The organism is Nitrospirillum goiasense, from assembly GCF_034427435.1.
Lineage (GTDB): Bacteria > Pseudomonadota > Alphaproteobacteria > Azospirillales > Azospirillaceae > Nitrospirillum.
Genome location: NZ_JAXQNP010000003.1, coordinates 1,208,273 through 1,235,196, shown reverse-complemented (window position 1 = coordinate 1,235,196; position 26,924 = coordinate 1,208,273). Strand labels below are relative to the sequence as shown.

Below are 26,924 nucleotides of genomic sequence, written 5' to 3'. Positions count from 1 at the left end.
ACTCCTCACTCATACCGCAGGGCGACGACGGGTTTGGTGGCCGCCACCCGGGCGGCGTGCAATCCCACCGTGGCCCAGGCGACCATCAGGGCCGACAGGCCCGACGCCACGAACAGCAGGGGATTGAGCGAAACACGATCGGCGAAACCATCCAGCCAGTGGCGCATGGCGATCCAGGCGATGGGCCAGGCGATCAGGTTGGCCACCAGCACGGGCTTGGAGAACTGCCAGACCAGCAGGCGCACGATGTCGGCCACGCCGGCGCCCAGCACCTTGCGCAGCCCGATCTCCTTGGTCCGCCGCTCGGCGGTGAAGGAGGCGAGGCCGAACAGGCCCAGGGCGGCGATGACGATGGCCAGGCCGGAGAAGGCGGCGAACAACTGGCCGGTCTTGATCTCGCGCTCATAGACGCTTTGCAGTTGCGCATCCAGGAACACGCGGGGCACCGGCCGGTCCGGCATCATCTGCCGCCAGGTCCGGTCGATCAGGTCCAGGGCGCCGGGCATCTCCCCCGCCTTCACGCGGATCAGCAACTGGCTATAGCTTTGCGGCGCCACCAGGAACATCTGCGGCGCCACGGCGGTGTGGACGCTGGCCTGGTGGAAGTCCTCCACCACGCCCACCACGGTCATCTCTATGCTGGCACTGCCCAGGTTGCTGGGCAACGTCAGCGGCTGGCCCACCGCCGCCTCGGGCGAGGCAAAGCCCAGGCGCTTGACCGCGGCCCGGTTCAAGACCAGGCCGCCGTGCCGCGTCTTTTCCGGATGCGCGGGGTCGGCTGGGGTCAGCGTGTCGGCGGCGGCCGATCGCCGGTCGAAGACGCGGCCGGCCAGCAGCGGCACCCCCAGGGCGGCGAAATAGTCGGCATCCACCGCGTCCTGGCGCAACACCGCCGCGTCATCCATCATCGCGCCGGGGCGGTGCGCGCCCATGTTGTTTTCCGTGCCGCTGCCGGGATAGGACTGGGCCAGAGACGCCGCGACGATGCGCGGATCCTGGCGCAAGGCGTCCCGTAGCGTCTCCGCCTTTCGCAGATCCGGGCCATACAGGTCGGTCAGGACGACGACGTTTTCCTTGTTGAAACCCAAGCCCCGGCCCTGGGCGTAGGCAAGCTGGCGGTAGACCACGCCCGTCGCCACCATCAGGCCGATGGAAATGGCGAACTGCACCACCACCAGGACCACGCGCAGGCGTCCGCCGGCGCCGGTGCCGCCGCTGTTGCCCTTCAACACCGGCCCCGGCTGGAAGGCGGAGAGGAAGACCGCCGGATACACCCCGCCGGCGCCGCCCACCACCAGCACCAGGGCCGCCAAACAGCCGATGACGCGCGCGTCCCGCAGGTAATTGAAGGCCAGCGACGGCTTGCCCAGGAAGGCGGTGAAGGAGGGCAGCAGCACCTCCACCAGCGCCACGGCCAGGATCAGGGCCAGCGTGGTCAGCAGGATGGATTCGCCCAGGAACTGGGCCATGATCTGGCCACGGCTGGCGCCCACCACCTTGCGCAACGCCACCTCGCGCGCCCGCAGGGAGGCGCGCGCCGTCGCCAGGTTCATGAAGTTGATGCAGGCGATGACCAGCACCAGCACGGCGACGGCCGTGAAGATGGCGATTTCCACCGGGCTGATTCCATCCACCATGGTGCCGCGCACGGGATGCAGGTGGGCGTCGCTCAACGGCACCAGGAAGAACTTGAACACGTCGCCCACGCGAAACTCGCCCGTGTTGCTGCGGATGGGCGGTATGGCGGCGCCGAAGGCGGGAAGCCCCGCCTGGACGGCATCGGCACCGGCCCCCGGCTTCAGCTTCAGGAAGGTCATGGCCATCAGGCCGCCCCAGTGCTGGCGCAAATAGTCCGGGATCTGGTTGGCCTGGCTGTCCATGGGGATCAGCAGGGCGAAGGTGAATTGGGTGTTCGCTGGCAGGTCGCGCACGACGCCGGTCACGCGCAGCAGGTGGCCATCCACCGACAGCGTCCGGCCCAGCGGATCGGCGTCGCCAAAATACTTGGCGGCGGTCTTGCGCGTCAGCACCACGGAATTGGGATCGTCCAGCGCGCTGGCGCGGTCGCCCGCCAGGAAGGGCCAGTCGAACAGGCGGAAGAAGCTGGCGTCGGCCACGGCCGCCGGTTCGCTGAACAGCGTCTCGTCGCGTTTCAGGGTGGACGTCTGGGCCGCGACGCGGGCCACGTCCGCCACCTGGGGGAAGGCCTGCTTCAGCGCCGGGCCCACCGGCATGGGCAGCGACGCCCCGTCCTCCGGCGCGCGGCCGGGCAGGGTGGCAGTGACCAGAACCTGCTGGATGCGGTCGGCGTCGGTGACGTCGCGGTCGTAGGTCAGCTCGTTATGGACGAACAGGCCGATCAGGATGGCCGCCGTCAGGCCCAACGCCAGCCCGGCCACCGTGATGGCGGAATAGAGCCGGTGCTTGACCAGCATGCGCAGCGCCACAGTCAGGTAGTTGGCGAACATGGGGTGGTATTCCCCCTTTCCGGCGAAGGGCGGCGGCAAAGATCGGGCGGGACAAACGGATGCGAAGCGTCAGGCGGCGCGCAGGTTTTCCGCCACCACCTGGCCGTCGAACAGGTTGATGATGCGCCGGGCGTACTGGGCATGGGGCATGGAGTGGGTGACCATCACGATGGTCGTGCCCTCGCCATTCAGTTCGGTCAGCATGTTCATGACCTCCTCGCCGTTGGCGCTGTCCAGGTTGCCCGTGGGCTCGTCCGCCAGCAGCATGCGGGGGCGCGAGACGACGGCGCGGGCGATGGCCACCCGCTGCTGCTGGCCGCCGGACAGTTGCTGCGGCAGGTGGCTGGAACGATGGGCGATGTTGACCTTGGCCAGCGCCTCCTTCACCCGTTCCTTGCGCTCGCGCGAGGGGATGTCGTGGTAGAGCAGCGCCAGCTCCACATTCTCGAACACCGTCAGCTCATCGATCAGGTTGAAGCTCTGGAAGATGAAGCCGATGTTCTTCTTGCGGATGTCGGCCAGCTTACGTTCGCCATAGCCCGCCACGTCCTCATCCCCGAACCAGTATTGGCCGCTGCTCGGGTTGTCCAGCATGCCCACGATGTTCAGCAGCGAGGACTTGCCACAGCCCGAGGGGCCCATGATGGCCACGAACTCGCCCTGCTTGATGTGGATGTTCACCTGGTTCAGGGCCGTGGTCTCCACCTCTTCGGTGCGGTAGACCTTGGTCAGGTCGACTAGCTTCAGCATTCTTGCCACCCCGTCTTATGACACCAAATCCGTCTATCGTTTCGGCATCGGATCAATTTAGCTCGATACGGTCCATGTGGGCGAGATCACCGTAGGACGAGACGATGACCCGGTCCCCCGCCGACAGCCCGTCGCGCACCTCGATCATCTGCGCGTTGCGCCGGCCCAGATGCACCCGGCGCTTGTCGGCATAGGCGCCATCGGGCCGCACCACGAAGATCCAGTCGCCACCCGTGTCCTGGTAGAAACCACCGTTGGGGATCAGCAGGGCGGTGGCCGCTGCCCCCAGCTTCAGGCGCATCTGCAGGGTCTGGCCGCTGCGGATATCCTGCGGCGCGGCGCCCAGGAATTCCAGGTCCACCTGGAATTGGCCGTCGCGGACCTGCGGGTAAATCTTCGCGACCTTCAGCTTGTACTCCCCAGCGCCGATGGCGGCCTCCGCCGTCTGGCCCAGTTCCAGGCGCGACAGGTAGAATTCGTCCATCTGCGCCTGGACCTTGAAGCCGTCGTCGCGGTCGATGCGGCCCAGGCGCTCGCCCTTCTGCTTGGTCTGGCCGATTTCCACATCCAGCACGGTGATCTGGCCATCCACCGGCGCCCGCACGACCAGGCTGTCCAGGTTCTTGCGCGCCATGGCCAGGTTCTCTTCCAGCCGGCGGGTGCTGTCCTGCATCTCGGTGTATTGGCTGGCGCGCATCTTGTCGGTGGTGCGCATGGTCTCCAGCGTCAGCTCGCGCCGGCGCTCATACCATTTGATCTGGTCGCGGATGATGTCGATGTCGCGTTGCGAGGATGCGCCCGTCTTGATCAGCGCCGTCTTGCGCTCCAGGTCCTTGGACAGCCAGGACACATTGTAGTCGCACTCCGCCAACTCACGCTGGTTGCTGATGCGGTTGGTTTCCAACTGCAGCTCGGTATCGTGCAGGCGGTTGATCTGTTCCATCACCTGCGCCTCACGCGAGATGATGTCCAGCTGCAGTTGAGTGTTGGACAGCTCCACCAGAGGCTGGCCGGCCTTCACCTTCTGGCCCACCTCCACCAGCTTCTTCTCCACCCGGCCACCCTCGATGCTGTCGAGATAGACGCTGTTCAACGGCTCCACCGCGCCCCGCACGGGGATGAAGTCCTCGAAGGTGCCTTGGGCCACGGTGGCCACCGTCAGGCGGGATTCAGCGACACGCACCGTCTGGCCGCCCTGGGTCTGCGTCAGCACGGCGGCCCCGCCGGCCAGGGCCAGCAGCGCCACGCCGGCGGCCCAGGCGCGCTTGTCCGTCCGTGCCCGATGCACCCAGCCCTTCCAGCCCGTGGGCCGTTCCACCCGGCGGTCCATGCCGGCCCCCATGCCCCCACCCACGCCCGGCCCCAGGCTGGACTTGACGATATGGGGGCCAGCGCCCTCCATGCTGGGGGACCCTGGCGCGCCCATCACAAGCCCCCCAGCAAGCGGATCGCGACCACCAGAACGGCACTGACCAGCCACAGGTCCGGATTGACCGACAGCAGCGCATCCTCGACCCGCTCGATCAATGGCCGGGCGTCGGCGGCTTGCGGCATGCCCATCAGGATGTCGTTGCGGACCATCATCAACCCCACTTCCTTATCAGTCGACCAGGGCCTGCCCCCGAGGCGGCCCGCTAGCGTCCCGTTCCCGATCGGACGCCGCACCCTGTCGTTGGCAAGGGGTATGCCAGACACAAGATTCTTTATTTATCAGCATCTTGACCTCATTTCCCTTCCGTCCGATTGCGGACAGTGTCCGTTAGCGGACACCTGGGCCGCCTGAAACCGGACTCCACCGCCGAAGGGTGACGGCGGCCGTTGACCTGGATCAACGCCGCAAGGGCGCGGGCGGTGGAAAAGGGGGCATCGCGGCAAGGTCCGCCCTTACCGGCCTTTCCGCCTCCGCCTCGTCAAGGTGCCCCATGCCCGCCCTCTCCTCCCCCGCCGCGCCCAAGGCCCCGGTGCCGCCATCGGCCATTTCCCCCACCAACCGGACGGACGGCGTCCTGAACCTGGACGGCCTGCGGGCCCTGCGCCCGGCCGAGGCGCCCTTCCCCCATCTGGTGATGACGGGCTTCATCACGCCGGCCGTCGCCGTCACCGCCCGCCACGATTTTCCCGACAGCCCCCATGGCGGACTGGTCCCGGCACCGTCGCGCGCGGTGCTGGAACGCGGCGGGCTGGACGGCTTCACCCGGCTGCTGGCCGCCCTGACGGCGCCGGAGACGACCCAGGCCTTCGCCGAAACCTTCAACGTGGACCTGGATCCGAACGCCCTGATGGTGACGGTGCGCAGCCGCTGCGTGCCCAAGGATGGCCGCATCCACACCGACAGCGTGACCAAGCGCCTGACGGCGCTGCTGTACCTGAACGAGGAATGGACGGCACCCGGCGGCCGCCTGCGGCTGCTGCGCAGCGCCGACGACATGGAGGACATGCTGGCCGAAGTGCTGCCGCTGGACGGCACGCTGGTGGCCTTCCGCCGCACCGACAATTCCTTCCACGGGCACAAGCCGCATGACGGCGTGCGCCGCTACATCATGCTGAACTGGATGGTGGACGCCGGCACCGCGCGGCGCGAGACCCTGCGCCACGGCGTCACCGCCGGGCTGAAGCGCCTGGCCCTGGGCGGAGCCTTCACCAAGGGGGAAATGTGATGACCATGTCCGCAACGGCCCTGGCGGCCGATCCGATGATTCCCCCCAGGCGCTGGACGACGCCACCGGATGCCATGCCCGCGCCTGCCTGAACGCGGCGGAGCGCGACGACCATCCCTACCGACACTGGTATCTGGACAGCGTTTTTCCCCCGCCATGGCCGAAGCCCTGGCGGAGCTGCCGTTCGCGGCGCCGGAGATCGACGACACCCAGGGCCGGCGTGAGACCCACAATTCCACCCGCACCTTCCTGGCGGCCGATAACCAGCTGCTGTACCCGATCTGCGGCGCCGTGGCGGCGGCCTTCCAGGCGCCGGACACCATCGCCACCCTGACACGGCAGTTCGGCGTGGACCTGGCCGGATCGTCCCTGCGCATCGAATATTGCCTGGACCGCGAGGGCTTCTGGCTGGAGCCGCACACCGACATCGGCGCCAAGCTGTTCACCATGCTGGTCTACCTCAGCACCGGGCCGGACGCGGAAACCCTGGGCACCGACATCATGGACGGTCCCGAGGGCCGCCATGTCGGCCGGGCGTCAGGGCGGTTCAACACCGGCCTGGTCTTCATCCCGGGCAACGATACGTGGCACGGCTTCGCCCGCCGGCCGTTCCGGGGGGTGCGCCGCACCATCATCATCAATTATGTGAAGCCGGAATGGCGGGCGCGTCATGAGTTGGCCTTCCCCAACGACCCGGTATCGCCCAGCCCGGCCGCCTAGGAAAACGCGCCAGCCGAAAGGCCTACCGCGGCCCGCCAATGGCACGATTGTAGATTGCGCGCTCCGCAACCTACAATCGATCCAGGTGTAGGACGGGCTTAAGGGCGGTCGTGACGGTGAATTCCGACATCGGTGCGGCGCGATTGCCGGACAGGGGGGTGCGCGCCACCGGCGCCGTCCCCTCCCGGGGCACGTCCACCATGGCGGCCCTGCGGTTGCAGATGGCCGCCGCCGTCCTTATTCCCCTGGGCCTGCTGGCCGCCGCCGCGAGCCAGAGCCGGCAAGACATCATGGCCCAGGCCGGCGACCGGGTGGAGCGCATCGCCAGCCTGGTGGATGAGCATGCGCAACGGACCGTGGAAATCGACCGCCTGGTGCTGGATCGCATGCGCGACCTGCTGGTGCCCGCGCGGACGGCCGGTGGCGCCCCGTTCCACGCGCCCAACGCACAGGAACTGGACCGCGCCCTGGCCGCCATGGCGGCCGACGCCCCGTCCATCCGGACGCTGTGGTTGTGGGACGCGGACGGCCGAACCCTGGCCGCCAGCCGCACACCCGCCGCCGACGGCACCGACATCGCCGGCACCGCCCTTCATGGCCAGTTGAATGCCGGCCAGGCGGAGGTGCTGGTGCCTCCCGGGCAAGCCCCTGGGCAGGAGCGGGGGACCGCCGCGCCCTCTGGCGGGGGCGCCTTCAGCCAGCGGGCATTCACCCTGGTGCGACGGCTGAGCCGCGCGGACGGCAGCCTGGCGGGCATCGCCGCCGTGTCCATGTCGCCGGTCCATTTCGACGATTTCGTCCGGCGGGCGACGCGCGACGACTTGGCCACCACGGTGGCGCTGCTGAACCGGGACGGCAGGCTCATGGCCGGCGGGCCGGTTGCCGCCGGGGATGCGCGCGCGGACACAAGCTGCCCCGGGGTCGCCGCCCTTTGGCGGATATCACCCCTGGATGGGAGGGAGCGGCTGACCGCCTGCCGCATGGTGGCCAACGCGCCGCTGGTGGTGATGGTGGGGGTGGACCGGTTCCAGGTGGAAGCGGCGTGGCATCGCCGACTGGGCTGGCTGACGCTGCTGACCCTGCCGGTCATGGGCATCCTCTGCGGCACGACGCTGCTGGCCATGCGGCGGGCGCGACGGGAAAGGCGGGCGGCGAAGGCGCTGCGGGAGGCCGAGGCGCGGCGCGAGCAGGCGGAAAGCGCGCTGCTGCGCACCCAGCGCCTGCAGGCCTTGGACCAGATCACCGGGGGCATCATCCATGACTTCGCCAACCTGCTGATGACCGTGCGGTCCGGCGCGGAAATCCTCTGCCACCGGCCCCATACCGAACCCCAGCGCGAGGTGCTGGACGCCATGTTGCAGGCGATCGGCTGGGGGGAGCGCCTGACCCGTAACCTGCGCACCTTCAGCCGCCGGCCCCGGGCGAACCTGGACCCGGTGAGGCTGTCGGATATGGCGGACGACATCGCGGAGCTGCTGCGCCCGGCGCTGCGCGGGGACATCCAATTGGCAACCGACCTGCCGCCCCGCCTCTGGCCCCTGCGGCTGGACAGGACGGAATTCGATCTGGCGCTGCTGAACCTGGCGGTCAACGCCCGCGACGCCATGCCCAGGGGCGGGACGCTGCGCCTGGCGGCCGCCAACGTCCACATCGCGCCGGCCACCCGCGAGAGCGAGCGCACCGGCGGCCTGATGGGGGATTTCGTCCGCCTGACCATCAGCGATACCGGCAACGGCATCCCCGCCGACATCCTGGACCGGGTCTTCGATCCCTTCTTCACCACCAAGCAGGACGGCCGGTCGACCGGCCTGGGCCTGGCGCAGGTGCAGGGCATGGTTGGCCAGGCGGGCGGCGCCGCCCTGGCCGACAGCCTGAGCGCCCGGCTTCCCGGCGCCGCGGCCGGGGGCACCACCATCACGCTCTACCTGCCCCGGGCGGAGGAGGACGATGACGGCCTGGATATCGCCACGGACCGCTCACCCACCGACGCGGTTCCGGACATCGACGGCAACGGACGCCATGTCCTGCTGGTCGAGGACAATCCGGCGGTGTCCAAGGTGATGCAGCACATGGTGGAGGGGCTGGGATTCGCCGTGCAGGCCACCGCCACGGCGGACGCGGCACAGGTTCTGCTGACCGAGCGGCCCGACATCTCCCTGGTGCTGTGCGACATCGTGCTGCCAGGGGGCCGTGACGGCCTGGAGTTGGCGCTGGGGGTGCGGCAAATGTACCCCGCCCTGCCCATCCTGCTGGTCAGCGGCTATGGCGACAAGGTGGCGGAGGCGGAAAGCCTGGGCTTTGTCATCGTGCCCAAGCCCCTGGACAGCACCCACCTGCGCCAGGCCCTGGCCCGCTGCCTGGCGCCTACCCGGCCGGCGCCCACCCAACCAGCGCCCAGTATGGGGTCGGGAAGGGGGTCGGGCATACCCCGTTAAGAAGAGGGAGGCCATTCCCCATCGCGCCGGGTTTCATGAAACGCTTGTCGCTGTTATATCTTGCTCGCAGACCAGCCGTCGGCGGCTGACGCCGGCGCGAATGGAGGACGGGTGTGACCAGACACGAGGAACGGGTTTTCCGCTCCGCCAAGCCGAAAACGGACCTGGCGACCTTGCGCAGCCAGTTGCAGCGCCTGAAGGGCGATCTCGAACAATACCTGGCGCGCAACAGCAGCAGCGCCATGATCGCCCCCCTGAAGGAGCGCATCCGCGAATTGGAAGGCACCATCGCCGCCGCCGAGGAACGCAGCGCCCGCCCCAGGGCATCGGGCTGGACCGGCGCCATCGACGGTGCCGCCGCCCAGCGGGCCGAGGCGCCGCCGCGCAGCCATGGCGGCCCCGCGGGGGGAGATCGTTTCCCGCCCCGCCGCCGACCGGCCTCAGGCCCGGCCGGCGACGGCGAGGAATGAGCCTAGGCGCTTGAGACGACGCACCCGGGGGGATGGGCATTGAGCCCTGTCCTTCCGGGTGTCGCCTTCGGGGTATCTCCGTCAGCGACTGCCGGACCGTCAGGTGCCTGTCGCCTGCGGTGGAGCTTGGTCTTTTTGCGCACCAGGCTGCGCCCCGCCGCCCTGGTTCTGGGTGTCCTTATCCGCGGCATCCGGCTTCTTCGGCTCAGGCGGGACGGCGATGATCTCCCGCACCGGCACCCGCAGGTGCAGCGGCTCGCCGATGATCTCGATATCCATGGGGGAGCAGACCCAATCCGACCCGCCGGGCTTGGTCACGATGGCCAGTTGCAGGCGTGTGGACAGGTCGGGCTGGGGCATGAACAGCTTCAGGTCATAGCGTTTGTTGACGCCCACCCGGATACGCACGGTGTAGGGGTCGATGCTGTTCCAGCCGTCGATATCCCGGGTGAAAAAGCAGGGCGGCTGTTCCGCCTTGGACTTGGCGCCGGGGGTCGCGTCGGCCGAGGCGACCGCACCGCCCCCCGTGCTGGCCGCGCCCGCCTGTCCGCTGCCCGCCTGTCCACCCGCCGGGCCGGTTCCTTGGCCCGTTGACTGGCACCCCGCCAACAACAGCACCAGCGCCGCAGCCCCCCACCGGGCGCTCCCCCAATGGGCGCCCCCCCAATGGACGCCCCAGCGGGCCCTTGCCCCTATCCGATCATACCGCTCTACCATCGCCATCCTCCCGAATCGCCGGAGAAACGGCCCTGGAACGCCCCCCGGAACATGATGGTTCCCAGCCATCATAGGGGGATGGGCGCACCGGGCCACTATACCTGGGATTATACGGGCCAAGGCGGCACCGACCCTTTGCGACAAAATTTCTATCCTGCCGCCGGGGGCGGGTGTACTTTGCCGAGTGGTTCAGGCCCCTGCCAGTGGTTCAAGGGCGTGAGTCAGGGGCGGTGGCGTGACGACGGCCCGCCCCTATGCGGGACAATCCGGCGGCGGCGTGACGCCGGGTAGGAGATGACGATACATGGCGATCCGGGTACGTGAAGATTACCGGGGTCTGACGGGGCCGGAGAAGGCCGCGGTGCTGATGCTGGCGCTGGGCGAGGAACATGCCAGCCGCCTGTTCGCCCTGATGGCCGAGGACGAGATCAAGGAACTGTCGCAGACCATGGCCAATTTGGGCTCGGTCAGTTCCAACATCGTCGAGCGCCTGTTCGTTGAGTTCGCGGAGCAGATCAGTTCCACCGGCTCCCTGGTCGGTACCTTCGACAGCACCGAACGCCTGCTGATGAAGGTGCTGCCCAAGGAAAAGGTCGACACCATCATGGAGGAGATCCGCGGTCCCGCGGGTCGTACCATGTGGGACAAGCTGGCCAACGTGAACGAGCAGGTGCTGGCCAACTACCTGAAGAACGAATACCCGCAGACCGTCGCCGTCATCCTGACCAAGATCAAGGCCGACCACGCCGGCCGCGTGCTGCAGCTGCTGCCCGAAAGCTTCGCCATGGAAGTCATCATGCGCATGCTGCGCATGGAATCGGTGCAGAAGGAAGTGGTGGACGATATCGAGCGCACGCTGCGCACCGAGTTCATGTCCAACCTGGCGCGCACCAACCGCCGCGACGCGCACGAGATGATGGCGGAGATCTTCAACAGCCTGGACCGCAGCACGGAAAGCCGCTTCATCGCCGCGCTGGAGGAACGCAACCGTGACAGCGCGGAGCGCATCCGCGCCCTGATGTTCACCTTCGAGGATTTGGGCAAACTGGACCCGTCCGGTGTGCAGTCGCTGCTGCGCTCCGTCGACAAGTCCAAGCTGGCGACGGCGCTGAAGGGCGCCTCGGAAACCCTGAAGGACCTGTTCTTCACCAACATGTCCGAACGCGCCGCCAAGATCATGCGCGAGGACATGGCCGCCATGGGTCCGGTGCGCTTGCGCGACGTGGACGAGGCGCAGATGTACATGGTGCAGCTGGCCAAGGACATGGCCGCCCGCGGCGAGATCGTCATCGCCTCCGGCAAGGGCGACGACGAGCTGGTGTATTAAGCCCCCTGCATCTTCTTCCGCGTCGCTCATGCCGTGGCTGTGACCATCGCCACGGCGTGACGTCCATGCCGCATGCACGGTGCGGCCACTGTCCCTGTTCGCCGGAAATCCATCCATGACCAAGCGCCTCTCGATCGACTTCGTCTCCGATGTTTCCTGCCCCTGGTGCGTCATCGGGCTGAAGGGCCTGCAAGCGGCACTGGCACGGCTGGAAGGCGAGGTCGAGGCCGACATCCATTTCCAGCCCTTCGAGCTGAACCCGCAGATGGGGCCCGATGGTGAGGATGTGGAGGAGCATATCGGCCGCAAATATGGCGCCGGCGCAGAGCAGATGGCCCAAACGCGGGAAATGATCCGCACCCGCGCCGCCGCCGTCGGCTTCACCATGTCGGCCACCGGCGCCAACGGTGCGAAGCGCCGCATCTACAACACCTTCGACGCCCACCGCCTGCTGCATTGGGCTGAAGCCCACGGGTCAGACCGCCAACTGGCCCTGAAGCTGGCCCTGTTCGAGGCTTACTTCACCCGGGGCGAGGCGCCGTCCGATACCGAGGTCCTGCTGGCCGCGGTGGCCCAAGCCGGCCTGGATGAGGCGGAGGCCAGGGCCATCCTGGCCAGCGACCGCTACGCCGCCGAGGTGCGCGAGGCGGAGCAGCTGTGGCTGTCGCGCGGCATCCAATCGGTGCCCGCCGTGATCGTCGACGGCCGCTATCTGATTTCCGGCGGTCAGCCGCCGGAGGCGTATGAGAACGCGCTGCGCAAGATCGCGGAGGCGGCCTGAGGCGGCCAGAATGCTGCCTGCCGCCTTCGGCGATCCTTATTCACCCGCCGCCTTCGGCGGTCCTTATTCACCCGCCGCCTTCGGCGGTCCTTATTCACCCGCCGCCTTCGGCGGCTGGGCAAACTGGATCAGGTAGTTGGCGTAGTCGGCGACCTTCAGTTTGAAGTCCAGGCTTTCGTTGCCGGCCATGGCACGGGCCACGATCAGGTGGTTGCCCACGGTGGTGGGCGTCAGCTTGTAGATGCCGGCGGCCCCCTTCAGGCGGGGATAATAGTTGGGGTCCACCGGCTTTTCCTTGGCGGACAGGCGTGCCAGCGCCTCCTCCTCCGTCCAGTCGCCGACCTCCACCTTCTTCACCAGGGTCCAGTCCTTTTCCGCCGCCCAACCGGCGGCCAGGGCCGCGGCCACCGCGTCGGCGCCGCCCTCGACGACGCCCACCTTGAAGATGTTCTTGGGCAGGCCGACGTCGGAGGCCCATTTCGACAGGTTGGCGCTGCGGGCGACGAACAGTGTGGCCATGACAAAACCGGTCTGTTGTTGGAAATCGGTTCCCAGGTCTACCCCACGACGGGTCGCCTGGCCAGATTTAGCCGTCGCCCAAGGGAATTCGACCCGGCGCGGCATGGAAGCGGGTGCAACGCCGGCCGCATCTGAGTATGGTGGGGCCGCGGACGTCGGTGGGGTGGCGCTCCCAAGAAAAGCTGTAAACCATTATTTAAGATTTGCCGCCCCATTCACAGGCGTCGCGCTGAAACACGTCTTCCAGAGTCGGGCGAGCATCCATGTCGGCATTTCACCGGTTTCGTTTTACCCGGCCCGCGCGGGTCCTTGGGCTGGCCATGGCGGGCGCGCTGCTGCTGTCCACCGGCGCGCTGGCCTCGTTCCGCCTGATCCCCATCGAAATGGACATGGAGCCCAGCGGCCGGGGCGCCACCCAGATTTTCCGGGTGGAGAATGACGGCAAGGACCCGGTGGCCATCGACGTCAAGATCATGTCGCGTGGCATGGACCAGGACGGCCAGGACATCCTGGCCGATGCCGAGGACAGCTTCGCCATCGTGCCGGAACAGATCATCCTGCAACCGGGCGAGAACCAGTCCATCCGCGTGCAGTGGTCGGGCGATCCCAAGCCGGCCAAGGAACTGCCCTTCCGCCTGGTGGCCGAGCAGTTGCCCATCGACCTGGGCAACACGCCGGTGCAGGGCGGGCAGGTGAAACTGCTGGTGAAATACGTCGCCTCGCTCTACGTCGTGCCGGAAGGGGCGAAGCCCAAGCTGACGGTCGTTTCCGCCGGCCCCAAGCCCGCCACGGCCCCCGCCACCGGCACGGTGATGGAGGTGGTGGTGCGCAACGACGGCAGTTCACGCCAGGTGATGCGCGACCTGGAACTGACCGCCCAGGTCAACGGCAAGAGCGTCACGCTGCGCAAGGAGCAGCTGACCGGCATGGTCGGCGAAAACGTCCTTGCCGGGGTGACCCGCCATTTCCATATCCCCTGGCCGGCGGATCTGCCCAGGGCCCCGCCACGGTTACCCTGTCGGTGCCCTGATAAGAGGACGGCGTTGCGCCTGTCGCGACCGAAGATGCCCGGCCGCCGGACGCGCGGTCCGTTTTGCGTTGCCCGCCCCGGCGCTCCTCCCGGCCGCCTGCGCCAGGGCGCGCTTGCCCTCGTCCTGGTTTCGCTCCTGCTTACCCCCCTGCTGACCTCCCGCCCAGCGGGGGCCCAGACGGCGCCGCCCGCCAACCAGAACACCGAGGCGCTGTTCGAAAAGACCTTCGGCAAGAAGAAGAAGGCGGAGAAACCCACCAGCCTGGACCTGCCGGTGAAGGTGGAGGGGCGCGAGGTCGGCCAGGTTCCGGTCAAGATGGCCCCGGACCCGGCCGAGACCCAGGTGGATTCTGAACCGCCTGTCCCTGTTGCTGCGCGACTTCGTCCAGGCCAAGGCCCTGGGCGACCTGGTGTCCCAGGCCGGCCCCGACGGCTATGTCAAACTGGGGGCGCTGTACCAGGGCGGGCCCGCCGGGGGCACGCGCGGCGGTCCGGGCGGGGCCACCATTTCCATCACCGTGGACCCCAAGGAACTGACGCTGTCGGTCAAGGTGCCGCCACAGCTGCGCGCCGTGCGCAACCTGACCGTGGTGAACCGCGCCAACGCCGCCAGCGGCTACCAGGTGCTGGAGCCGGCGGACGCCGCGGCCTACGTCAACCTGCGCACAGCCCAGGTCTTCCTGGCGCAGCCCGCCACCGACAGCGGCAATTATCGCCAGCCCCTGAACCTGGGCCTGGACGGCGGCGGCAACATCGACGGCTGGTCCTTCGAATGGCAGGGCCAGTACCAGGAACAGTACAGCCACCACTTCATGCGCGGGCCCGCGCGGCTGATCCGGGATTTCCCGGAGGACGCGGTGCGGCTTCAGGCCGGCGACCTGGACTATTCCATCACCGGCATCCAGACCAACCGCCCCCTGACCGGCCTGTCCGTCGCCCGCAATTACACCCTGCAGCCCTATCGCGCCATCCAGCCCACGGGCAGCCGCGACTTCATCCTGGATTCACCGTCGCAGGTGGAGGTGCTGGTGAACGGCCGCCCCACCCGCGTGTTCCGGGAGGACGCGGGGCCCGTCAACCTGTCCGATTTCCCCGGCACGTCCGGCACCAATGACGTGCAGGTGCGCATCACCGACGCCTATGGCCAGACGCGCACCATCGATTTCCCCTTCTTCTTCGATTCCGAACTGCTGGCCGAAGGCGTGTCGGAGTTCAACTACACGGTCGGCGTCCCCTACTCCACCGGCAGCGACCGCCTGACCTATGACCGCAGCCGGCCGACCTTTTCCGGCTATCATCGCCAGGGCATCACCGACAACCTGACCGTGGGCGCCAGCCTTCAGGCGGACAAGAGCCAGCAGGTCATTGGGACTGAGGTCCTGTTCGTCACCGGCCTCGGCACCATCGGCATCAATCCCGGCGCCAGCCTGGGCGCCTCACGCGGGGCGTCGGTGGACATGACCTACCGCGACTATACGAATGACGAGCAATTCTATCAGCAGCGCACCCTGACGGCCCAGGGTAGCTGGCGGTCCGGCGGATATGCCAGCCTGGGCACCCTGGACCCGCGCAACACCGTGTCCTACGACCTGGCGGCCCGGTATGGCCAGCCGCTGGACGAGGATTTGACCGCGACCGTGAGCGGCCGCTACCAATTCGTGCGCGATGACAGCCAGATCGACGGCTATTCCGTGGACCTGGGCTTCCGCCGCCGCTTCGGCCGGCACGCGACGCTGGAGCTGACGCTGAGCCGGGCGCGCAACACCGTGACGCGCGAGGCGGACAACAGCGCCTATCTGGCCTTCCGCTATACCTTCGGCGACGGCGTGCAATCCGCCGGCATCACCATGGACACGCTGAGCCGCCAGCGCGAACTGGACTGGCGCTACCAGGACCCCTGGCCCACGAATTCCTGGAACCTGGGCGTGGACGCGACCAACACCACCGGCACCTACCAGGCCAGCGGCTCCGTCGGGTACACCATGGACCGGTTCGAAGCCTCCATCCGCCATGACTACAGCCAACGCCTGTCCACGCTGGACGGGCCGCTGCAGAATGATGAGCGCACGACCCTGAACTTCGCCACCGGCCTGGTGTTCGCCGATGGCCATGTCGGCGTCACCCGGCCGGTGACCAACAGCTTCGCCATGGTGGTCCCCCACCCCCGCATCGCGGATGAGGAGATCGGCGTGGACCCCGTCACCGGCCATTACCTGTCGTCCAGCGATTGGCTGGGGCCGCCCGTGGTGCCCAACATCTCCGCCTATCTGGTGCGGCCGCTGCTGCTGGACGTGCCGGACGCGCCCATGGGCTATGACATCGGCAACGACCGGCCCGCCATCGTGCCGGGCAACCATACCGGCACCCTGGTGCCCATCGGCACCGACGCCACCGTGTCGCTGGACGGCGTGCTGCTGGACCCGGCGGGCAAGCCCGTGCCGCTGGCGGCCGGCCTGTTGCGGCGCACGGACGGCAAGGCGGTCAAGGCCACCAACGCCAAAGACCCCAAGGCCGGGCTGGAGGTGCCGTTCTTCACCAACCGCAAGGGCCGCTTCCGCGTGGAAGGGGTGCGCCCTGGCGAATGGCTGATGCAGTTGAACGGCGTGCCGCACAAGCCCATCCCCGTGACCGTGCCGCAGGAGGCCGAGGGCATGTTCCCACTGGGGACGCTGACGCTGGAGCCCCTGCCCGGCCAGACCATCAACCTGTCGCCCACCAAGCCGGCCTCCACCCCCGCCGGGGACGGTCCGTCATGAGCAGGAGCGCCGCGCCTGAATGGCCGGGTGGGGATGGAGGGCGGTTCCGGGCGGAACGCTTCTTGCTTACCTTTGCCGGACCAGCCGGCGGCCCCCGCCGCCGGCCCCCTCCTCCTGCCCGGGTGTCGCCCGGCCGGAACGCCGTTATCCTGGACGCCATGCAACAGCCGCCCCGCCTTCCTGCCATCCCGCCCGCCCGCATCGGAGAGTCCGCTGCCGAGTCCCCGGGGGTGCGGGCCAGGCGCGCCCGGTTCTCGCTCCCGCCCTGGGGCCTGCCCTGGCCCCTCTTGGTGCTGGCCCTGCTGCTGACCCTGGCCACGGTTCCGGCCCGGGCCGCCCAAACCTGCTACGCGCTGCTGAGCGGCCTGTCGCAGGTGACCCCCGTCACCAGCTACGACCCCTTCGCGGCCCTGCAGCCCCCCACCTACAACACGGTGACGGTGCAATACATCGCGGGCAGCAACTGCCTGTTCGGGATCGGCATCGACAGCGGCCTGTGGAGCAGCACGCGGCGGATGCTGGGCTTCACCGGCAATTGGCTGAGCTATGACCTTTACAAGGATGGCGCCCTGACGCAGCGGGTGGGCGACTATGGCACGGGCAACACCAGCAACCTGATCACCGGGAGCGTCAACAACGGCCGTGGCACCCAGACGGTGACCACCGGATTCTACGCCTCGGTCCCGGCCGGGCAGTTGGTGGGGTCGTCCTATTATTTCGACCAGGTCACGGTGACGCTGTACCAGTTGAACAGCGCCGGCACCATCGTGGCCATCATGGACAGCGCCATCGTCCAGGTGCGGGCCACTGTGCGCACCTCCGTCTCCGCCACCGTCAATGTCGGGGGCGTGCGCAGCAACCTGGCGGCATCGACCGCCAACGTGGACTTCGGGGAGCTGACCACCGGCGCCAGCCGCAGCTTCGACCTGGAGGTATCGGGCAACACGGGCTACAGCGTCACCATCCAGTCGCAGAATGGCGGCCAGCTGGTGAACAGCGCCGCCAACACCCGCATCCCCTACAGCATGACGGTGGACGGCCGGGGCGTGTCCGCCAGCGGCACCACCCTGAACTATTACAGTTATTCCAGCCTGGACCGGCACACCTTCATCATCGTCATCGGCGACGTCACCAAGGTCATCGCCGGGACCTATACGGATTATCTCCTGATGACGGTGACGGCGAACTGACATACCATCTGGACCAGGTGGCTGGATCGCCCATTTGATCCAACGCAGGGCGCCGCAGAAGGCGGCGGCCCATCCTGAATGTCAGATGGCGTCCATTCCGGGGCGCCCATGGAGACAAAAAATGTCCCAGAATTTGCCCGCGGCCCCCCGTGACCATACCCATGTCCATGGGGCCCCCGCCCATGGGGTTTGCCTGGTGCTGACCATTGCCGCCACCCTGGTCCTGGGCTGTTCCGCCTGGGCGGGCAACAGCAGCGGCACCCTCCAGCTCACCGCCACCGTCCCGACCGTCTGCACCGTGGCCGTCACGTCCAGCAACGCCACGCTGGACCTGGTGAACGGCCAGAACGCCGTCACCGTGGGATCGGTGACGGAGCAGTGCAACGCCGGCAACGGCTACACCGTCTCGGTCGCCTCGGCCAACAGCGGCACGCTGAAGAGCAGCGCCACCGGGTCCACGGCCGTGGCCTACAGCCTGTCCTATGACAACACGGCCGCCGCCAAGAACGGCACGCTGACCACCGACCGCGCCGGCTCCACGCAAAGCCGCCAGGGCACCCTGGCCGTCAGCCTGCCCGGCAACAACCAGGCCGCCGCCGGCGTGTACCAGGACACGGTCACGGTTTCGATCGCCGCCAAATAGGCAGCGGGCCGAAGCCCCCCACCCCCGAAACCGCCTGAAATCGCTTGCCCTTGCCCGGTCCCGGAGCCAATCCTGCGCCGGGATGGCGGCCCCATCATGGGAATGGCCGCCGTGAGAATGAAGGGGAAGCGATGCGTCGTCCGATGGTAGCCGCCCGCCTGGCGGCGGCCCTGGTTTGCCTGTCCGTCACCGCCCACGCCGCCGACGCGGCCAAGCCCGCCACACCAAAGCCAGCCGGCAAGGCGGGGCCGGTCGCCGCCGACGTCCTGGCCGCGGCCAGCCCCATGGATTGGCGGTCCCCCAACCCGGAAAACCTGCTGTACATGGACCTGGCCCAGGGCCGGGTGATCATCGAGCTGGCGCCCGCCTTCGCCCCGGCGCATGTCGACAACATCCGCAAGCTGGTGCGCGAGGGCTGGTTCGACGGCCTGGCCGTGGACCGGGTGCAGGACAACTACGTCACCCAGTGGGGCGACGCCGACAACACCCGCACGCCCAAGACGGCGCAGACCAAGCTGGCGCCTGAATTCGTGGTGCGGGGCGAGGCCGTGGCCAAGCTGCCCTTCACCCCGCTGCCCGACCGGGACACCTACGCGCCCGAGGCCGGCTACAGCGATGGCTTCCCCGCCGCCCGCGACGCCAAGGGCCGCGAGGCCTGGCTGGTCCATTGCTACGGCATGGTGGGCGTAGGCCGCGACATGGCGCTGGACAGCGGCAGCGGGGCGGAGCTCTACGCCGTCATCGGCCAGGCGCCCCGCCACCTGGACCGCAACATCACCGTGGTCGGCCGCGTGCTGCGGGGCATGGACATCCTGAGCAGCCTGCCGCGCGGCACCGCCGCCCTGGGCTTCTATGACAAGCCGGAACAGCGCATCCCCATCACCAAGGTGCGGCTGGCCGCCGACCTGCCCCCCGACCAGCGCGACAACCTGGTGGTGTTGCGCACGGACACCCCCACCTGGGCCGCCTATGTCGAGGCACGCCGCAACCGTAGGGAGGACTTCTTTCCGGTGCCGGCGGGGCATGTGGACGTTTGTAATATCCCCATACCCGTCCGTACGGCTGAGGCCAAGCCTATACAATAGGGCTGACCGTGCCGGATGGCCGGCGAGACCCTAACCTTAAGAACAGCTCCGGGGCATTGCATCCTGCAATGTCCCGCGTTGACAGCGCTGGGCGATTGCTTGAAAACCTGCAAGCTGCAATGCCCCGCGCATTCCCCAAAAGGATAGGCGCGGGCGATGTCCTCCTGAAAGCTTCCGCCCCATGGAAACCCGCCCGCGCCGCGTCCTGATCGTCGAACCCACGCCGTCCATGGCCGCCGCCTACAGCCAGGCATTGCGCAAGGATGGTCATGCCCTGCAGGTGGTTGATACCGCCCCGGCCGCCCGCCGGGCGCTGGCCGAGGCACCGGCCGACGTGGTGCTCTTGAACCTTCAGTTGCCGGGCGGCAACGGCCTGGATTTGCTGAAGGAATTGAAGGCCGACGCGCGGGCGCCGCAGGTGGTGGCGCTGACGTCCCAGGGCTCGGTGCAGATGGCGGTGGATGTCATGCGCGCCGGCGCCGTGGACGTGCTGCTGCTGCCGGCGGGCACGGACCGCCTGCGCCAGGCCATGGCCACCGCCTTGGCCGAACGGGAAAAGATGCTGGAGGCGGCACCGCCCACCGCACCGGTGGAGGACCCGCTGGGCTATCTGGGCTTCGTCGGCATCTCGCCCGCCATGCGCGGCGTCTACCGCATGATCGAGGCGGCGGCACCGTCCAAGGCCACGGTGTTCATCACCGGGGAAAGCGGCACGGGCAAGGAGGTCTGCGCCGAGGCCATCCACCGCCGCAGCCCGCGCGCCAACAAGCCCTTCATCCCGGTGAACTGCGCCGCCATCCCCAAGGATTTGATGGAAAGCGAGATCTTCGGCCATGTGAAGGGCGCCTTCACCGGGGCGACGACGGATCACGCCGGCGCCGCCCTGCAGGCCGATGGCGGCACGCTGTTCCTGGACGAAATCGGTGAGATGGACTTGGCCCTGCAGGCCAAGCTGCTGCGCTTCCTGCAAACCGGCATGGTCAAGAAGGTGGGCAGCGAAAAGGCCGAGGCGGTTGACGTGCGCATCGTCTGCGCCACCAACCGCGACCCCTTCGCCGAGGTGCAGGCCGGCCGCTTCCGCGAGGATCTGTTCTATCGCCTGCAGGTCATTTCCATCGAGCTGCCGCCCCTGCGCGACCGCGGCGACGACATCCTGCTGATCGCGCGGGAGTTCCTGGCCAAGTACACGCAGGAGGAACGCAAGTCCTTCACCGGCTTCAGTGGCGAGGCGGAGGACATCATGCGCACCTACACCTGGCCGGGCAACGTGCGCCAGTTGCTGAACGTGGTGCGCAACGTGGTGGTGCTGAACGACGGCGCCGTCATCCAGCCGTTCATGCTGCCCCCGCCGCTGAACAAGCCAACCATGATCGTGCCCCCCATGCTGAACGACCCGCGCTGGTCGGCCATGGCCGGGCCCATGCCCTTCCCGTTCACGCCGCCGCCGCCCGCCAACCTGGCCGGGCCGGCCGCGGGCGGGACCTCCCTGGGGGGCGTGGCGCCGACCGGATTCGGCATGCCGCCCGCGGCACCCGGAGCGCCGGCGCCGGGGGGCGTCTCCATGGGTGCGGCACGCCTGCCCGGCGTCAACAGCTGGGCCGCCCCCATCCCCCTTGAGGATGGGCTGGCCGCCACCGACTCCGACCCCGCCCCCGAGCGCCGCATCCGGCCGCTGTGGATGGTGGAGGAGGAAACCATCGAGGAAGCCATCCGCCTGTGCCAGGGCAACATCACCCGCGCCGCCGCGCTGCTGGAGATCAACCCCTGCACCATCTATCGCCGCCGCCAGAAGAAGCGCGCCACGGCCTGACGTCCAAGGAAACGGTCATGATCACGGAAATCCGGCACATCATCTTCTCCAATGACGAGCTGAAGCTCGTCTTCCAAACCGTGCCGCCTGAGGAATTCGACGCCAGCCGCCGCATCCTGAGCATCCAGGTGGTCGAGGGTCCCCCCCGACGGTGAAGCTGACCAGTGAGCTGCCCACCGGCGGCGGGCGCGAGGTCATGCAGCTGGAATCCTATCTGCTGGCGCGGTTGATCGTGGCCTACTGCCAGAAAAAGCGCATCCCCCTGCCCAAGGATGCGCTGAAGACCCTGCACGCCCAGGGCGACCAGCTGTGCTTCAGCATCATGAGCTCGCTCAGCTAACGGAATCTTCACGGGTGGCGGCCGACTCTATGCCTTGAGCCGTGGGACGTTCGGCGCGATACTGCGCATGACGGCAGTCGCCCCCATGAGGGCCCCATGGCGCCACGGCCCCCGGAGTAGCGTAGATGCAGATCGACAGCCAAGCCGCCGCGGCCACCGCCGCCAACGTGTTGCAGGCCAGCCTGCAATTCCAGGTGAAGGCCCTGAAGCAGACCACGGATGCGCAATCCGCCGTGGCGACCGAATTGCTGACCGGGCAGAGCGCCGGCCCCGCCCCCACCGACGGGCGCGGCCAGTTGGTCGATATCAGCGCCTGATCCCCCTGCCCCCGGGCAATCCCTTGGGCATGCCTGTTTTCCCCGCCCCGCCCCCCATCGGCCGCTGACCCATGGCCCAGGAAGGAATGTCCCTGGCCCAGGCGCTGTCCGCCGCCGTCGCCCATCATGGCGCCGGCCGCCTGGATGAGGCGGAAGCCCTTTACACCGCCATCCTGGCCCAGGTGCCGAACCAGGTGGACGCCCTGCACCTGCGGGGTGTCCTGACCCTGCAACGCGCCGGGGGCGACGCTAGCAGGCTGGAAGCCGGGGTGGGCCTGATCCGCCGCGCCCACGCGCAGCCGGGCGCCGCCACCGTTCCCGACATCGCCGCCAATCTGGCGCGCGGCCTGGCCGCCCTGGCGGACAACCGTCAACGGGCCGGCCAGCCTGACCGCGCGCTGGAGGCGCTGCTGGAGGCTGACGCCTTGGGCCTGCCCTTGGAAGCGGCCGCTCGATTGGCCTTGGCCGATGGGTTGGCCAGTGCCGGCGCGGTGGTGGAGGCGGAGAGCCACTATCGCCGCCTGCTGGCGGTGGACCCCGCCAGCGTGCCGGCCCGAGCCAGCCTGGCCCGGCTGCTGGCCCGCCGGGGTAAGGCCGGGGCCGCGCTAGAGCTGTTGGACACGCTGCCGCCCGCGGACACCGCCACCGCGGCCGCCCACCGCCTGCGGGCGGAGCTGTTGATCACCGACGCGCCCCAGCGGGCGGCGGCCGTGTTGGCGGCGATTGAAGCCGCCGGGCTCGCCGATGCCGACACCCACCACGCCTGGGGACGGCTGAGCCAAGCCGCCGGCGATATCGCCGGCGCCCGCGCCCGGTATGCGCGCGCCCTGGCGCTGACCCCGCGCCATGCCGCCGCGCGCCTGGACCATGCCGCCGCCTGCCTGCGCCTGGGCGCCTGGCGGGATGGCTTCTCCGACCTGGCTTGGCGCTGGATGCGCCCCGGAACCACCCGCCGCCACGGCGCCATCCCCCTGTGGGAACGGGCGGACCAGGATATCGCCGGGCGCCGCCTGCTGGTGTGGGACGAGGTCGAGGCGGAGGCCCTGCCCCACCTGGCCCGCCTGCTGCCGCGCCTGCGTGATCGGGGCGTGGATGTGGTGGTGGAGGTTCCACCGGGTTGGGCGCCGCTGTTGCCCACGGGGCCGGGCCAGCCCCTGGCCGGCATCGACGTGGCGATCCGGGGGCGGGATACCGTCCACGCGGATTTCCAGGTGCCGTTGCAGGAGATCCCCGAGCGCCTGGCGCTGTGGGACCCCGCCGGCTTCTGGACCGGGCCCTACCTGCATGCCCCAACCCCGACGCCCGCCCTGCCGGCATCCCCGCCGCCGGGGCGGACGGTGGCGGTCGCGGGCGACACGGCCCAACCGATCCTGCCGCGGGGAGTGGTGGCGATGCCCCTGCGCCCGCCACCGCCGGATGCGCCGGAAGGATGGGCCCACGTCGCCGCCGCCCTCAAAGCGGCGGACGCGGTGGCCCTGCCCGTCGGCATCCTGGCGCATTTGGCGGGAGCGTTGGGCCGCCCGGGGGTGGTTCTGGTGCCGCCCGATGCCGATTGGCGCTGGCCCGCAACAGGCGAGGCCACCCCCTGGTACCCGTCGTTGCGCCTGATACACGGCACCGATTGGCCGCAAGCGCCGGTGATGGCATGAGCGACATCCTTTATGTCACCGGCGCCGACCGGCGCTTCTTCGCAACCACCCTGATGCTGCTGGAGAGCTTCGCCCAACAGCTGCCGGGTGAGCGGCTGATGGTCTGCGATTACGGCCTGGCGCCCGGCCAGCAAGCCTATCTGGCGGAGCGGGGACAATTGCTGCCCCGGCCCGCGGACCTGCCGGAAAGCCTGCACCCCTATGCCAAGAAGGCCGCCATCCTGGAGTATGTCGAGGCCCTGCCGTGGCGCGGCTTGTGCTGGATCGACGCCGACATGCTGGTCACGGGGCTGGATGCCGGCGTCATGGCGCGGCTGTTCCAACGGTTGGACGACACCGGCGCCGCCATCGCGCTGACCACCGACATCAACGGCATCGCCCTGCGCGACGTGGCGGCCATGGATGAGGGCGGTGTGGCCCTGGCCCCGTTTCGCACCCTGCTGGCCGACAGCGGCGCCGACCCGGACGCGCCCTATGTCAGCGTCGGTTTCTGGCTGTGCCGCTCCAAGTCCTTGCTGGCGGATTGGGACCGCCGCAGCCGGGGGCTGACGCCGCACCCCTTGTTCGAGCAGAACGTCATGGCCCTTCTGGTCCATGGGCCCCGGTGGGGTCATGCCGGCGGGGCGCTGCTGTTGGATCCGGTGGAGTGGCAGCCGCAGAATCACCTGCTGCCCCTGATCCATGCGGACGGCGGCGGCCATGCCGTGCGGGGGCGGACGGTGCGGCTGGTGCATTGCACCGCCAGCCGTCACTGGTTCATGGATGTCTATGACGGCCATGTGCAGGTGGGCAAAGGGGCGCTGGCCGGCTATTTCCGCATCCTGCGCAATCCGTGCCTGCGCGCCTTTCAGACAAGACTTTTGGGCGACCATGTCGCGCACCATGGCGACGCGCTGACCCGCCACGGGCTGCTGACGGCCGCAGATCCCTGAATCGCCCGGTGAATCGGCCGCCGGTGGGCATATCTTGCCTCTGTTCACGGGCGCCGCCGCCCCCTATCCTCTCCCCCATGTAATGAAGCGAGCCGGGGCCCGTGTCGTTGGTTCCGCCGGCGGAGGAAGCATGACCGACCACACCGACAGCACGCCCGCCACGCCGGAAGACGCGGCCGTCCTGATCCTGCAGGCGGATGGCCTGGCGGCCCTGGAGGGCGGCGACGCCGCGCACGCGGTTTCCCTGTTGAGCCAGGCGGTGGCCCTACGCCCCGACGATGCCGCGCTGCGCGCGGACCTGGGCCTGGCGTACGAACGGCAGCAGGACAACGAATCCGCCAAGGCGGCCTATGGCATGGCGGTGGCCCTGGACCCGGACAGCCCCATCCACCGTTTCAACCTGGGCGCGGCCTGCCAGCGCCTGGGCCAGGGGCATGAGGCCGCCACCCACTACCTGGACGCGCTGGAACGTGAGCCCATGCTGGCGGAGGCCTATTTCAACCTGGCCACGCTGTTCCAGGACGCCGGCCACCTGGACATCGCGGAACAGCACTACCGCAACGCGCTGGAGGCCCGGCCATCCTATGTCGAGGCCGCCGCCAACCTGGGCCTGGTCCTGCGCCGCCTGGGCCGCCTGGACGAGGCGCTGGACTACCTGCGCGCCACCGCCGAGGCCCAGCCGGACCTGGCGCAAACCCATTCAAACCTGGGCCTGGTGCTGAACGAGGCGGGACAGTACCAGGAGGCGCTGGCCGTGTTCGACCGCCTGGCCGCGCTGCGTCCGTTCGAGGTGGCCCCCCAAGTCGGCCGGGCCGCCGCACTGCGGGGCCTGGGACATCTGGCCGAGGCGGCCACCGCCATCCGCCAGGCGCTGAGCCGGCCGGAAACCACCGTCTCCGCCGAGCTGGAGGCCGCCCAGATCGCCGCCGCCCTGCAGGCCGCCGGCAATGGTGCCGCCGCCCGGTCGCTGGTGGACGCCTGGCGGGCGACTGGCGTCACCCCCATCCTGCGTCATACCGAGGCGGCGCTGGGCCTGGCGCCGCCGCCGCCCCGGGCTGAGTTGGCCTATCTGGAGCAAATGTACGACGCCCAGGCCGCCATGCTGACGGAACAGACCGTCGCTGGCGCCACGGCCGCCCTCTCCCCCACCCTGGCCGCCACCTTGGCGCGTCACCTCGGCCCTGCGGCCGGCACCCTGCAGGTGCTGGAGATCGACTGCGGCGTGGGCGCCCTGGCCCCGCTGCTGAAGCCTTACGCCGCTGACCTGGTGGGCGTGCACCCATCCGCCACCGCCGTGCAGGCGGCGGCGCGGAGCGGCCTCTATGACCAGTTGGTCCACGGCGACCATGCCGTGGTGCTGGAACGCTCGACCGCCAACGCCAACCTGATCGTCTCCACCGACATCGCCAACCACATCGGCGACCTGGGACCGCTGGCCTCGGCCGCCGCCGACGCGCTGCTGCCCGGCGGCACGCTGGTCCTGGTGCTGGACGCAGCGGAGCCATGGGCCCCCGCCTTGACCCTGAAGGAAAACGGCCGCTATCTGCATCGCCGCGACCATGTGGAGGGCGCCCTGCGCCAGGCGGGCCTGACGGTGCTGGAAGGGACGACGCTGCCACCCGCCGCCCCCGGCGGGGTCGAGCGCCTGCTGGTCGTCGCCCGCAAGGGCTGAGACCGGCGCCGCATTCCCATGTCCCCCCCGTCGTCCACCGCCCCTTCCCGTCCGGGGCGGGTTCTGGCCTTGCCCCGCTATGACCGGCTGGGCGCCAGCAGCCGGCTGCGCTTCTTCGACCCGCTGCCCCATGTGGCGGCGGCGGGCCTGGAGGTCGCCACCGCCCCGTTCTTCGACGACGCCTATCTCCGGCGCCTCTACACCGGGCAGCCGGTGGACAACCGCGCCCTGCTGGGACGCTATCGGCAGCGGTTATCGGCCCTCGGCCAGGCCGGACGCGGTGACTTGCTGTGGATCGAGAAGGAGGCCCTGCCCTGGTTGCCGGATGCCGCTGAACGGCTGATGTTCCGGGGACGCCCGTATGTTCTGGACTTCGACGACGCCTGGCACCTGCGCTATGCCGGCCATCGCCGGGCGCCGGTGCGCGCGCTGTTGGGCCGCAAGCTGGAGCGGTTGGTGGCGGGCGCGGCCCTGACCGTGGTCGCCAACGAGGCCTTGGCCGGCTGGGCGGATGCCGCCGGCGCCCGCCGCCTGCTGCGCCTGCCCACGCCGGTGGACCTGTCCCGCTACCAGGCCGCCGCGCGGTCGGAGCCGTCCTCCGGCGGGTTCCGCGTCGGCTGGATCGGCACGCCCTCCTCCGCACGCTACCTGGCGGC

The 26,924-nt window shown here is 69.1% G+C and carries 24 protein-coding genes and 1 pseudogene; 18 read left to right on the top strand and 7 right to left on the bottom strand.

Annotated elements, in window-relative coordinates; genetic code table 11:
- Positions 1 to 5 precede the first annotated feature (5 nt).
- The 4 genes from ULB03_RS19785 to ULB03_RS19770 form a co-directional block, all read right to left on the bottom strand.
- Positions 6 to 2,468 (bottom strand): ABC transporter permease, encoded by a 2,463-nt coding sequence (locus tag ULB03_RS19785; RefSeq protein WP_322484811.1) that lies wholly within the window; start codon positions 2,466 to 2,468, stop codon positions 6 to 8.
- Positions 2,469 to 2,537: 69 nt separating this feature from the next.
- Complete coding sequence (locus tag ULB03_RS19780; RefSeq protein ID WP_322484810.1) at positions 2,538 to 3,218, bottom strand: ABC transporter ATP-binding protein; 681 nt, start codon at positions 3,216 to 3,218, stop codon at positions 2,538 to 2,540.
- Between the two features lie 52 nt (positions 3,219 to 3,270).
- Entirely contained in the window at positions 3,271 to 4,620 is a 1,350-nt protein-coding gene (locus tag ULB03_RS19775) for an efflux RND transporter periplasmic adaptor subunit (protein ID WP_322484809.1), read from the bottom strand.
- Between the two features lie 23 nt (positions 4,621 to 4,643).
- Positions 4,644 to 4,802, bottom strand: a complete 159-nt coding sequence (locus ULB03_RS19770) for a hypothetical protein (protein ID WP_322484808.1) — start codon at positions 4,800 to 4,802, stop codon at positions 4,644 to 4,646.
- A 338-nt stretch (positions 4,803 to 5,140) separates the two neighbouring features.
- Between ULB03_RS19770 and ULB03_RS19765 the strand changes: the two genes are divergently transcribed.
- The 4 genes from ULB03_RS19765 (at position 5,141) to ULB03_RS19750 (ending at position 9,500) form a co-directional block, all read left to right on the top strand.
- Positions 5,141 to 5,875, top strand: coding sequence for a 2OG-Fe(II) oxygenase (locus ULB03_RS19765; protein ID WP_322484807.1), 735 nt, complete (start codon positions 5,141 to 5,143; stop codon positions 5,873 to 5,875).
- Between the two features lie 156 nt (positions 5,876 to 6,031).
- A complete protein-coding gene (locus ULB03_RS19760; protein WP_322484806.1) occupies positions 6,032 to 6,595 on the top strand; it encodes a 2OG-Fe(II) oxygenase in 564 nt (187 codons plus the stop codon).
- A 110-nt stretch (positions 6,596 to 6,705) separates the two neighbouring features.
- Positions 6,706 to 9,030 (top strand): ATP-binding protein, encoded by a 2,325-nt coding sequence (locus ULB03_RS19755; protein ID WP_322484805.1) that lies wholly within the window; start codon positions 6,706 to 6,708, stop codon positions 9,028 to 9,030.
- A gap of 113 nt (positions 9,031 to 9,143) precedes the next feature.
- Positions 9,144 to 9,500 (top strand): hypothetical protein, encoded by a 357-nt coding sequence (locus tag ULB03_RS19750; RefSeq protein ID WP_322484804.1) that lies wholly within the window; start codon positions 9,144 to 9,146, stop codon positions 9,498 to 9,500.
- Positions 9,501 to 9,599: 99 nt separating this feature from the next.
- Here the strand turns inward: ULB03_RS19750 and ULB03_RS19745 are convergent, their stop codons facing one another.
- The gene (locus tag ULB03_RS19745; protein ID WP_322484803.1) at positions 9,600 to 10,217 is read right to left on the bottom strand and encodes a DUF6491 family protein; all 618 of its coding nucleotides are present in this window, start codon (positions 10,215 to 10,217) and stop codon (positions 9,600 to 9,602) included.
- Positions 10,218 to 10,521: 304 nt separating this feature from the next.
- Here ULB03_RS19745 and fliG point away from each other — a divergent pair, with 304 nt between their 5' ends.
- Together fliG and ULB03_RS19735 are read left to right on the top strand one after the other, a co-directional pair.
- Positions 10,522 to 11,544, top strand: coding sequence for a flagellar motor switch protein FliG (gene fliG / locus ULB03_RS19740; RefSeq protein WP_044563751.1), 1,023 nt, complete (start codon positions 10,522 to 10,524; stop codon positions 11,542 to 11,544).
- A gap of 115 nt (positions 11,545 to 11,659) precedes the next feature.
- The gene (locus ULB03_RS19735; protein WP_322484802.1) at positions 11,660 to 12,325 is read left to right on the top strand and encodes a DsbA family oxidoreductase; all 666 of its coding nucleotides are present in this window, start codon (positions 11,660 to 11,662) and stop codon (positions 12,323 to 12,325) included.
- Between the two features lie 90 nt (positions 12,326 to 12,415).
- Here ULB03_RS19735 and ULB03_RS19730 read toward each other — a convergent pair whose 3' ends face one another.
- Positions 12,416 to 12,844: a hypothetical protein gene (locus ULB03_RS19730; protein ID WP_322484801.1), complete on the bottom strand. Its 429-nt coding sequence runs from the start codon at positions 12,842 to 12,844 to the stop codon at positions 12,416 to 12,418.
- Positions 12,845 to 13,107: 263 nt separating this feature from the next.
- On the opposite strand from ULB03_RS19730, the pseudogene ULB03_RS27510 reads away from it, so the two are divergent.
- Positions 13,108 to 13,527 (top strand): annotated as a pseudogene (locus tag ULB03_RS27510) (fimbria/pilus periplasmic chaperone); the annotation flags it as partial.
- A 41-nt stretch (positions 13,528 to 13,568) separates the two neighbouring features.
- Here ULB03_RS27510 and ULB03_RS19725 read toward each other — a convergent pair.
- Positions 13,569 to 13,772, bottom strand: a complete 204-nt coding sequence (locus ULB03_RS19725; RefSeq protein WP_322484800.1) for a hypothetical protein — start codon at positions 13,770 to 13,772, stop codon at positions 13,569 to 13,571.
- Between the two features lie 470 nt (positions 13,773 to 14,242).
- Here ULB03_RS19725 and ULB03_RS19720 point away from each other — a divergent pair, with 470 nt between their 5' ends.
- The 11 genes from ULB03_RS19720 to ULB03_RS19670 all read left to right on the top strand — a co-directional run bounded on the left by ULB03_RS19720 (position 14,243) and on the right by ULB03_RS19670 (position 26,268).
- Positions 14,243 to 16,630, top strand: coding sequence for a fimbria/pilus outer membrane usher protein (locus ULB03_RS19720; RefSeq protein WP_322484799.1), 2,388 nt, complete (start codon positions 14,243 to 14,245; stop codon positions 16,628 to 16,630).
- Between the two features lie 290 nt (positions 16,631 to 16,920).
- The gene (locus ULB03_RS19715) at positions 16,921 to 17,820 is read left to right on the top strand and encodes a spore coat protein U domain-containing protein (RefSeq protein WP_322484798.1); all 900 of its coding nucleotides are present in this window, start codon (positions 16,921 to 16,923) and stop codon (positions 17,818 to 17,820) included.
- Between the two features lie 121 nt (positions 17,821 to 17,941).
- On the top strand, positions 17,942 to 18,463 hold the full coding sequence (locus tag ULB03_RS19710) for a spore coat protein U domain-containing protein (protein ID WP_322484797.1): 522 nt from the start codon (positions 17,942 to 17,944) through the stop codon (positions 18,461 to 18,463).
- A gap of 131 nt (positions 18,464 to 18,594) precedes the next feature.
- Positions 18,595 to 19,548, top strand: coding sequence for a peptidylprolyl isomerase (locus tag ULB03_RS19705; protein WP_322484796.1), 954 nt, complete (start codon positions 18,595 to 18,597; stop codon positions 19,546 to 19,548).
- Between the two features lie 181 nt (positions 19,549 to 19,729).
- Positions 19,730 to 21,358: a sigma-54 dependent transcriptional regulator gene (locus tag ULB03_RS19700; RefSeq protein WP_322484795.1), complete on the top strand. Its 1,629-nt coding sequence runs from the start codon at positions 19,730 to 19,732 to the stop codon at positions 21,356 to 21,358.
- Positions 21,359 to 21,375: 17 nt separating this feature from the next.
- Positions 21,376 to 21,513: a hypothetical protein gene (locus ULB03_RS19695; protein ID WP_322484794.1), complete on the top strand. Its 138-nt coding sequence runs from the start codon at positions 21,376 to 21,378 to the stop codon at positions 21,511 to 21,513.
- Positions 21,510 to 21,698: a hypothetical protein gene (locus ULB03_RS19690; RefSeq protein ID WP_322484793.1), complete on the top strand. Its 189-nt coding sequence runs from the start codon at positions 21,510 to 21,512 to the stop codon at positions 21,696 to 21,698. Before ULB03_RS19695 ends, ULB03_RS19690 begins: the two co-directional genes overlap by 4 nt.
- A 125-nt stretch (positions 21,699 to 21,823) precedes the next feature.
- Positions 21,824 to 22,015 (top strand): hypothetical protein, encoded by a 192-nt coding sequence (locus tag ULB03_RS19685; protein ID WP_322484792.1) that lies wholly within the window; start codon positions 21,824 to 21,826, stop codon positions 22,013 to 22,015.
- Positions 22,016 to 22,101: 86 nt separating this feature from the next.
- Positions 22,102 to 23,664, top strand: a complete 1,563-nt coding sequence (locus ULB03_RS19680) for a tetratricopeptide repeat protein (RefSeq protein ID WP_322484791.1) — start codon at positions 22,102 to 22,104, stop codon at positions 23,662 to 23,664.
- Positions 23,661 to 24,596: a hypothetical protein gene (locus tag ULB03_RS19675; protein WP_322484790.1), complete on the top strand. Its 936-nt coding sequence runs from the start codon at positions 23,661 to 23,663 to the stop codon at positions 24,594 to 24,596. Before ULB03_RS19680 ends, ULB03_RS19675 begins: the two co-directional genes overlap by 4 nt.
- A gap of 130 nt (positions 24,597 to 24,726) precedes the next feature.
- The gene (locus tag ULB03_RS19670) at positions 24,727 to 26,268 is read left to right on the top strand and encodes a tetratricopeptide repeat protein (RefSeq protein WP_322484789.1); all 1,542 of its coding nucleotides are present in this window, start codon (positions 24,727 to 24,729) and stop codon (positions 26,266 to 26,268) included.
- Positions 26,269 to 26,924 lie beyond the last annotated feature (656 nt).